The sequence below is a fragment of the Providencia sp. PROV116 genome, assembly GCF_028482485.1.
In the GTDB taxonomy this organism is placed as follows: domain Bacteria; phylum Pseudomonadota; class Gammaproteobacteria; order Enterobacterales; family Enterobacteriaceae; genus Providencia; species Providencia rettgeri.
In genome coordinates this window covers 84,545-92,897 of sequence record NZ_JAMPQO010000031.1, presented here as the reverse complement: position 1 = coordinate 92,897, position 8,353 = coordinate 84,545, and the positions used below count along the sequence as shown (strand labels likewise).

10 protein-coding genes and 2 pseudogenes are annotated in these 8,353 nt (G+C 34.5%); 3 read left to right on the top strand and 9 right to left on the bottom strand.

What is annotated here, in order from left to right:
• Positions 1 to 367: 367 nt before the first annotated feature.
• On the top strand, positions 368 to 499 hold the full coding sequence (locus PSE72_RS18440) for an entericidin A/B family lipoprotein (RefSeq protein ID WP_004261473.1): 132 nt from the start codon (positions 368 to 370) through the stop codon (positions 497 to 499).
• Positions 500 to 838: 339 nt separating this feature from the next.
• Here the strand turns inward: PSE72_RS18440 and gss are convergent, their stop codons facing one another.
• The 4 genes and pseudogenes from gss to PSE72_RS18425 all read right to left on the bottom strand — a co-directional run bounded on the left by gss (position 839) and on the right by PSE72_RS18425 (position 4,207).
• Positions 839 to 2,734 (bottom strand): bifunctional glutathionylspermidine amidase/synthase, encoded by a 1,896-nt coding sequence (gene gss / locus PSE72_RS18435; RefSeq protein ID WP_180312537.1) that lies wholly within the window; start codon positions 2,732 to 2,734, stop codon positions 839 to 841.
• Between the two features lie 830 nt (positions 2,735 to 3,564).
• Positions 3,565 to 3,885: pseudogene (locus PSE72_RS18430) on the bottom strand (lysis protein); the annotation flags it as partial.
• Entirely contained in the window at positions 3,886 to 4,014 is a 129-nt protein-coding gene (locus PSE72_RS19880) for a hypothetical protein (RefSeq protein ID WP_336298231.1), read from the bottom strand.
• A gap of 52 nt (positions 4,015 to 4,066) precedes the next feature.
• Positions 4,067 to 4,207: a hypothetical protein gene (locus PSE72_RS18425; protein ID WP_164564164.1), complete on the bottom strand. Its 141-nt coding sequence runs from the start codon at positions 4,205 to 4,207 to the stop codon at positions 4,067 to 4,069.
• Positions 4,208 to 4,350: 143 nt separating this feature from the next.
• Here PSE72_RS18425 and PSE72_RS18420 point away from each other — a divergent pair, with 143 nt between their 5' ends.
• Positions 4,351 to 4,557, top strand: a complete 207-nt coding sequence (locus PSE72_RS18420; RefSeq protein WP_115167615.1) for a thiamine biosynthesis protein ApbE — start codon at positions 4,351 to 4,353, stop codon at positions 4,555 to 4,557.
• Positions 4,558 to 4,637: 80 nt separating this feature from the next.
• On the opposite strand, the gene PSE72_RS18415 is transcribed toward PSE72_RS18420, so the two are convergent.
• Positions 4,638 to 5,030: a YgiW/YdeI family stress tolerance OB fold protein gene (locus tag PSE72_RS18415; RefSeq protein ID WP_115167616.1), complete on the bottom strand. Its 393-nt coding sequence runs from the start codon at positions 5,028 to 5,030 to the stop codon at positions 4,638 to 4,640.
• 261 nt (positions 5,031 to 5,291) lie between these two features.
• Positions 5,292 to 5,813 (bottom strand): YagU family protein, encoded by a 522-nt coding sequence (locus tag PSE72_RS18410; protein WP_272536591.1) that lies wholly within the window; start codon positions 5,811 to 5,813, stop codon positions 5,292 to 5,294.
• Between the two features lie 473 nt (positions 5,814 to 6,286).
• Between PSE72_RS18410 and hdeA the strand changes: the two genes are divergently transcribed.
• Positions 6,287 to 6,589 carry an acid-activated periplasmic chaperone HdeA gene (gene hdeA, locus PSE72_RS18405; RefSeq protein ID WP_180312535.1) on the top strand — a complete coding sequence of 101 codons (303 nt, stop codon included), beginning with the start codon at positions 6,287 to 6,289 and terminating at the stop codon, positions 6,587 to 6,589.
• Between the two features lie 231 nt (positions 6,590 to 6,820).
• On the opposite strand, the pseudogene PSE72_RS18400 reads toward hdeA, so the two are convergent.
• From PSE72_RS18400 to PSE72_RS19990, 3 genes and pseudogenes are all read right to left on the bottom strand, one after another.
• Positions 6,821 to 7,012: pseudogene (locus PSE72_RS18400) on the bottom strand (glycerate kinase); the annotation flags it as partial.
• Positions 7,013 to 7,305: 293 nt separating this feature from the next.
• The gene (locus PSE72_RS18395) at positions 7,306 to 7,623 is read right to left on the bottom strand and encodes an LpxL/LpxP family acyltransferase (RefSeq protein WP_272536590.1); all 318 of its coding nucleotides are present in this window, start codon (positions 7,621 to 7,623) and stop codon (positions 7,306 to 7,308) included.
• A 207-nt stretch (positions 7,624 to 7,830) separates the two neighbouring features.
• The gene (locus tag PSE72_RS19990; protein WP_371021499.1) at positions 7,831 to 8,187 is read right to left on the bottom strand and encodes an LpxL/LpxP family acyltransferase; all 357 of its coding nucleotides are present in this window, start codon (positions 8,185 to 8,187) and stop codon (positions 7,831 to 7,833) included.
• Between the last annotated feature and the right edge of the window lie 166 nt (positions 8,188 to 8,353).

Genomic DNA, 8,353 nt, shown 5'->3' with positions numbered 1-8,353 from the left:
TATCCTACAAAAAATTTGTGGCGTTACCTAACCAATTAGGTAAGGCTATTGATGATAATAACAAAAGAAAACCAAATAATAAGTATTGAAAAATATAAAGCATACGGATAAATAGCTCTTTTAATATCATAGAGTATACCCTTTATTGCTAATGTAGATTGATCGCCCAAAATAAGTACTAACACTTAAAATATAGCAGCTCATTTTCATTTGTCAGGTATCACTAACTACGGCAATTCCACATAAAAATGAGGGTTTAACCCCAATCTTACTACTGTATACAGCTAGAAATAGTCATCGAATTGTTCTGCTATAATTAAAAATGATCTTTTGAAACTTATAACTTCAAACTTTAAAGGAAGACAATATGTTAAAAAAAATCAGTTTCCTCATCTGCTCATTAGTTGTTGCTTTCACATTAACTGCCTGTAATACCACTAAAGGTGTTGGTGAAGATATAGAAGCAGGAGGAGAAGCAATACAAAGAGCAGCCCAGTAAACATTAATGCTCTTATTTCAAATGCTAGAGGGTATATTTATTTTGAATCCTCTAGTATTTCCTTATTCATTTAACGAGACTCCAATTTGTATTTTCTTTTCCGTATTTGCTTACACTTTATTCATGTAAAACATTTATAAATATGTCTATGCTGATAGTGTGTTCTAAACTATTGTATCAGTTTATTTTGCCTCGATATTTGGGGCTTTTCTTTGCTTTTCAATTTTTTTATAAATAAAGGCCATCAGCTATTAACTGAAGGCCTAAGAAACTACAAAAAATCAGATTTTAATAATGCCACTTTCAAAATATAACTATATTAATTTTAAAATACACTTTCTAACATAATGGTTTTTCCAAAAAATCATTATCATCAAGTATCCATAATGGCTCCATATTACTATCTTTTTTGATAACTAATGATGGGTCTGAACGTAAACATGCTCCACCATAGTGACCTCCGACAGTAAATGTGCAGACTTGAATAAAACGCCCTGCAACGTTTGGCAAGCACCATAATTGTTGGTAAATATTTTCCTGTTTATCGAATTGGCCAGAAGTCTCATCTAAAATCGTGTCGCACTCACCTATCAAACCGATATTGTCACCACAGCGGCCTGCTATTGGCTTTATTGCATAACCACTCGAGCGTAACTCGTCACTGATATCAAAACTTGTATTCAAAAGATAGGGATGATAGGGAAATAACGACCAAAGAATAGGTAATATCGCTTTATTACTTGGAATGACTGTCCATAAAGGCTCAAAGACACGAATCTCAGGCTTTAATAATACATCAACTAGTCTGACGTCATTATATTCTGAGTGTCCGGTACGAATTTGTAGCGCTGAATGCTCATAGTCTTTCTCACATTCCTGCCGAATTTGCTCAAGAGCAGTTTCCCACGCCCATGTTTTCCAAACACACTCTAATATACGGCCATCACTATCAACGACTTGACCTGTTTCATTCCAAAATAATTCGTCTAAACCATGAATAATTTTATAATCGAATCCCGCTTCAGTAATTGCATGCGCCATGTATTGCGAATGATAATCTTCTTCACTATCTACATCCTGCATAATATGAATAAACGGTTTAGCTGAAGAATGTTCCCATGTACTAGAAAGTAATTCAGTTAAGTAACCACTTGGGTTTTTGCCATCTTTCAGCTGCCCTACTTTTGCCCACTTATCAATAATTACCCCTGCCTCTGTATGACAAGAAGCTGAATCCGCATTATATTCATAGACTTTTAACCCTCGCTCATCCAAACAAAAGTCTAATCTTCCTGTGATCATATCATGACGTCGATTCTTCCAGGATAAACGTATGCGAGGCCAAAGTATTTCTGGAATATTAAAAAGTTTCAATAACTTATCACTCTTTAATACTTTTTCTGTCGCATGCAGATACATAAGATGAACTTCATTGGTTGCTTGTATCAGTTTATTTTCAGCGGTACTAGATATTGTAAAATATTCATGAAGAGCGCTATTTAGCGCGCGACCTTGTCTAGCTTGAATATATTTATTTTCTATGGGATTTGAGCTATTCAACCATTCGTTATTATAGTCAATCTTATTATCTATTTTAGCAGCATGAATCTTTAGCAACTCAGGATTAGTATACGGGCCTGAATAAGCATGCTCATCACTATCTGTTTGTATCATCCATCCCAAAATTTTAGTGTTTGGGAAAGTATCTGATAGTGTATATCTTCCTTTATCTCTTTTCAGAGACAATTCTCTTGTCCACTGCTGGCCTATGGGCAATTTATGGTGAATGACATTTTGCTCAGCGATACGTACTTTATCATCATAAACCTTGGTGATAATTGCTATATGGCCTGTTTTATTAAACTCACCCCCCTCATCCCAAATTAACAATGACCCCGCGGCAGGCTTAACAGGACTCCCATTAACAAAAGCTTTTAACGGTAAAATGTCATCATCAACTACGTGTCGTAGAAAGCGCAGAGAAAATACTTCATAGGCCATACCAACATCACTAAAAACAGTACCGTAATTGAGGTATAAAAAACGACGAGCAAACTCAACGCATTGCCATTTATAGCCCATATATTCATTGCCAATATAACTTCGAAAAGAAATATCTTTTTTATTTTCCACATTAGGCAATGAATCATAATCTGATGAGTATATTGCTACGCCTCCTGGAGCATATCCGAGTAAAGTTCCAAAAGGTTCGTATTCACTACTTAATAACCCCATGTTATAGCTCCATCTTAATAATAAATACATGCTAGCCATAACTATCAGTGTACGCCTATAAAATATGAAAAATCCATTTTTTTGATATAAGAAACTTATCAATACTTAGTTAAATAAAAGCAACCTGTTAGCACAAAAAAGCTCCCAAGAGAGATCGCCATTTATAGCAACAGTTCCGATGCTCCCTTCTGTGGGTTCTTAGTGTTTTAAATATGTCTGCTATATACCGAGTGAAAAGTGGTTTGATTACTATCTTTACAAAACAATGAGTTCTTTTATTTTCACTTTCAAAAAATGACCTATTTAGCGGTATAACTATTTACAAGAGTTACCCTCAGTTAAATAGACCATCCCTTTTAAGCCCCAACCTAGGGGCTATTTTTTGCCTTTAAAAAGCCTCTGTTTTCTTAAAAGCTCGCTGTTGCTGTCTTACACAGCCATCAATTTAAAATATTTGGAAATACTTTTGCGTATTTTGAAATACCAACTATATTTAAGGCGATATTTAATTGTATAAAGCAACATATTTAGCCCAACGCTGTGTGGGCTTTTTTTATCCATACAATTTCTGGTACTATAACTTTTAAGGCTCTCACCATTACAGAATCAAGATAAAATCACGTTTTCAAAAATATGAACCTTATACACAACCTCCCGATCACAACCATACTTATCGTTACCTCCCTATTTCTTTGCGTTGTATTTATTCTTATTAGTGATAACTATCAAGCAGACGTGACAACTCTATTCTTTAAAGCTTTTATATATCTACTTGCAGCTATCTCCTTCTTAAACTTACTTTTTTTAATTAGAACTTTCATTGGCTGGAACTAATGTAAGCACTCCGTTCTAATGTAATCTTGCAAATACAAAGTTTGTTTTTCGTTCTCAACTATCATTTTTCTGAGACGCCAATAATCTTGTTCAGCTGCTTCACTAAGTCGTGCGGAGCTTTCATTGCCTCCGCTTTCGAAGGTATTCGCTTCGGGTTTTGGACATTTGGCGTTGACGTACACGCGCTTAGTACCATTACTAACATCATTGCGCAGCTTATCAATTTCAGCTTTTGCATTTGAGAGATCCATTGTGTGAGTTTTGTCGAGTTCGTGAAGTGAGTTAATACGTTTTTGGTAATCCTCATTAATTTTGACCTACTCTGTCAACTCAACGAGTAGTCCGGCATTTTTGGTATTTAACTCACCTATCCTCTCGTGTTGTTTCCACATTCCCCATATGGCCACCCACGCAGCGATATATAACAATGCACTGACTGTATTCATGGTATCCACTATATAGATAATTAAAAGTTAACTTGCCGACTTTTGTAGTGTTCTATAACTTTCTGGCGCGTTTTTCTAAACTGGCTTTATCAATACCGCATGTATTGTCAGTGAGTCTGTTGGCGCCAAATACAATCATTGATATCGCGAGTAACATAAAGCAAATTACTACCACTATAAGTTTCCATGACATATAGCCGCCTCCGCTTCTCTGCGATTACCTCATCGTTATAGAAGATAAAGAAGCCGTACTGACCAGCTTTATTGATTACTTTGCACTTCACGCTTAACCTTTGATAGCATCAAGAATAGCCCTTTAAAAACAGGATAGACAGTATGCATAAAAACAAAGCTATATTAGTATGTTTTGTTATCGCTTTAGTAACAGCTTGTTCATCAAACACTAAACCCCTAACTAAGTCAGATACTTGCGAGATAAAAATGGATACTCCCGAAGGTAACTTGCCTGGGAAAATAGAGCAGTCCAGTGGAAATAGTCCCGAATGTAAAGCGATTGAAAGAGCTATAGATAAAGCTATCTAACATATGAATTAGACAGAAGCTAGTAAGCGAGTTTTCATTGCAGAAAAGCCCCAATCATGGGGCTCATTAAAAATTTACAGCTATTTATTGATAATGGTTACTCGCTTTACATCAACTTCTAATGAAGCCCACTCTTTATCAATTTCACCATCTAAACGAACTTTTGTTTCAGGTGTCACAACCTGTCCACGCCAGCGCCTATCATCAATATCTACAGCAATTGAGCCAGTACTATCTTTAAATTCGTAAAGCTCTTTACCAATCTGTTTAACAATATGACCTTCAAGTGAAACCCATGCATCATCAGGAAGCTCTTTCGCTTGAACGACAGTTGTTACTGCTTGAGCTGTTGCAACAAACCCACCTTTTGGACCAACAGAACCCTCATTCGAAACAAATCCACCAGCATGGTTATTAGCTAATACGCCAAATGAAGCTGCTGATAATACGAGCGCAATAACTGTCTTATTCATAATAATTCCTTTTGTCTGTTAATTTTTTATAGTTTATCAATTAAACCTTAACAGAATCTTAAGGCAAATAATTAACACTTTAGATCGGTTATTGCACATAGCAGCACATGTCACTCTGACCAATCGTGACAGAAAATCTTATGTTTATTTTAACTATAAAAAAGACCGCCTAAGCGATCTTTTATGAATAACTGATATAGCTCAGATGAAAAGTTTAACCTGACCATAAGTTTATTAAAGATTAAGAGTGAACATCACTCTCTACTCAGCGTCTTTTTCTTTAGTTAAACAATAACGCAAGTTTTGCCTAATAGCTTCAATAGACCAAATCCAAAAAGCAGTTCCAACAAACTCAGATATTAGTGCTTGATAACCAGCAGTCCAAAGCCAGCCAGACAATCCTAATAATGGTACAACTAAGCCATGAGCAAAAACAGAAACACCGATACCAAAACATATACCGTGTAATAATTTCACCTTAGGTAAGTATTCAGCGATAACACAATATATAACTGCAATAACTATCGAAAATAATATATGAACACCATTCCCGCCCCAATTAATACTATATCCCATCCAATGATAAGTCATAGTATCTATATTTAGCCCAAGCTTTTCTAACAAGACAATGGGAGGTGGGGTTGTTTCTAGCGTTCTCGGTGGAATCAAACCTTCAAAGCCAGATTTAACTAAAGCGGATAATATACCCGCAATAATACCAACATATATTGCTATACAAATATGCCTAGAGCTTTTCTTTGTCAATTTAAATAGATCAATCATTATACATACACGCCTTATGAATAGATATTATGAATATAGTAGAGAAAAGGACAATTGTTTATTATTAGTATAATTATTATTTTTAATGTGTTGGGATGCTTGAAGCATAGTAACAAAAGATGGCTCATTAAATATAAATAAAAAATCAACGACAATAAAAAATTCAATCGATACCCCTGCTCAGATCCCTGAGTAATTGTCATAGGGTTTAGCCAGTCAGCCTTGACATGCACCAGAATGAAAAAGTAACTCCCAACTTTGCGTGTGGATTTCAAGAACGGCAGACCTACCACTTGAAATTACTTTATCGTTATAGAGAAAAATTGAAGATATATTTTTATTATTTCAATAATCCGACACATAATAGCCATCAAAAAACAACATTCAAATAATGATTATTTTGCTTTTTAAAATAATAAGTTATATTAAAATAAGCATTAGGCAAGTCTCACTAAAAACAATGAGGATATTTTATGAAAAAAATATTATTTGCTAGCATCATTGCAACATCGTTAATGACCACTTCAGCTTTCGCCGCAACAGATGCAAAACCTGTATCTCAATGGACATGCGAAGATTTCTTAGCAATCGATGATGCATTTTATCCAACAGCAATTGGTGCTGCTGAGATTATTACCCAGAAAGGTAAGGTAGAAGACCCTACTTTAGATATTAGTGGTATTGAAACATCCACTCCGTTAATTGTTGAAGCTTGCGAAAAAGCTCCCAAAGAATCATTTATTCAAAAAGTCGAAGCTCATTTGAAAAAAATGTAATCTAAAGACCCCACCCCTCTGGTGGGGTTTTCTTTTATTGTGCATAACTACACATGTAACTATGAACAATCGTAACAGCAAGTCTTATGTTTGTTTTAGGTATAAAACCTGACATTACTGACGAGTCTATAACACGTGTAATATGATATATTTATACTTCGGGATGCTATTCTTTTCAAGACTCACCGATCTGCATTAGTTCAATTTGTATCCATACTCTTCACATTGTTCAATAACACTGCGATACTCACCACCTGCGGCTGCAATCAATGCATCAACAGTTCCTTCACCACCATCAGCAATCGGTAAACAAAGGTATTGGGCATCAGGGAATACACTTTTAAATCCTTTAGTTATGGCATTTGCGGTACATTCTGCACTCATGCTTTCCTTGAAATAATCAGGGGATATGATAATTTTCATATATGGCTACCTATAGAACGGTTAAGTAATCAGTTAAATAATATTGTTAATTTCGAAAAATATTATCGGTTATCAAAATACACATGCATTTTTACAAAGGTGCGCATATTACTGATAAATAGATTAGCTTATTAAATTGAGAGAATTATATTCAGCACCACTTTCTAAAAAACGTTTTAGCACTGAGTATAGCCATTAACTTCTATTTAGGCACTTTTGAAAAGTTGAATTGAACATTAGCACTATAAAATCATTTAGTTAAGCGACGAATTCAGACTCCGCCAGCCGATTTTTTAACTACACCTGCTTTTAATCAGGTCATACGATTTCATTATTTGTTTATCTAAAATTGAATTAATGATCGTCGCCTCAAGCAAGACATCATTGCATGAATAATCAACTATCTCTTTTCCTAGCACTGAATTATAATTAACATCATTATGATTACGTAGTAATATCACAATGAGTATTGGTGAGAAAGATAATTGAACGTGCATTGATATACCTTTTGAGGTAGAGGTATGTTTAACTGAAAAAAATGGTACAAATACCGTCCCTTTCCTACCAAAATCTTGGTCTGGCGCAAACCATATCGCTTTCCCACCTTTCAACTTTTACACCATAAATCTTAAAATTTTTCGGTCTATCATCCCTTTCCCTGATCTACATCGTCCTTTTTGTTTGAATGTATTCCATTACTTTGTTGTTATGTAGCCTATACATCGCATTAAACAGGAAAAAATTCCCATTATCCTACCGCCAACTCTAAAGACATAAATTGAACGCCAACTATAATTACCCCCCTTTATTTTTGGTAATTACTTCTTGATAGTTAGACATCCCTTTGACTTTAAATAGTTTTTTATTTTATTATCAATCCAAAACCATACAATACCTGTTTCAAATAATGCAATACCTAACGACTTTAAGCTTTTAGTAACTAGGACATCTATCTCTCTGGTTCTTTTATTTGGGAAACATAGCTCTAAATTTCTTTTTATAGTTGAAGCTATTCTTTTAATAAAATACTTCGAATTATCTCCCCAAAATATACCAAGTTTAACTTGCCATTTATAAGGAAATTGAACCAATAAAAACAAAAATACAATTGCTAACCATGTCATAGTATATTTAGGATGGAATAATTTTATAGAAAACAAATTCTTGGCATACATCATATTTCTCAATACTTAGTCTTTGCGATATGCAATGCATTTAAGACTGTTACTTTCAATTTAAATTCAGAAAATCTGATTAGATGTATATCAATATCACTGTTTAATCGAAAAATTCTCGATGAGACCATGAAAAATGTGGATATCTAAACCGATATGAATACAT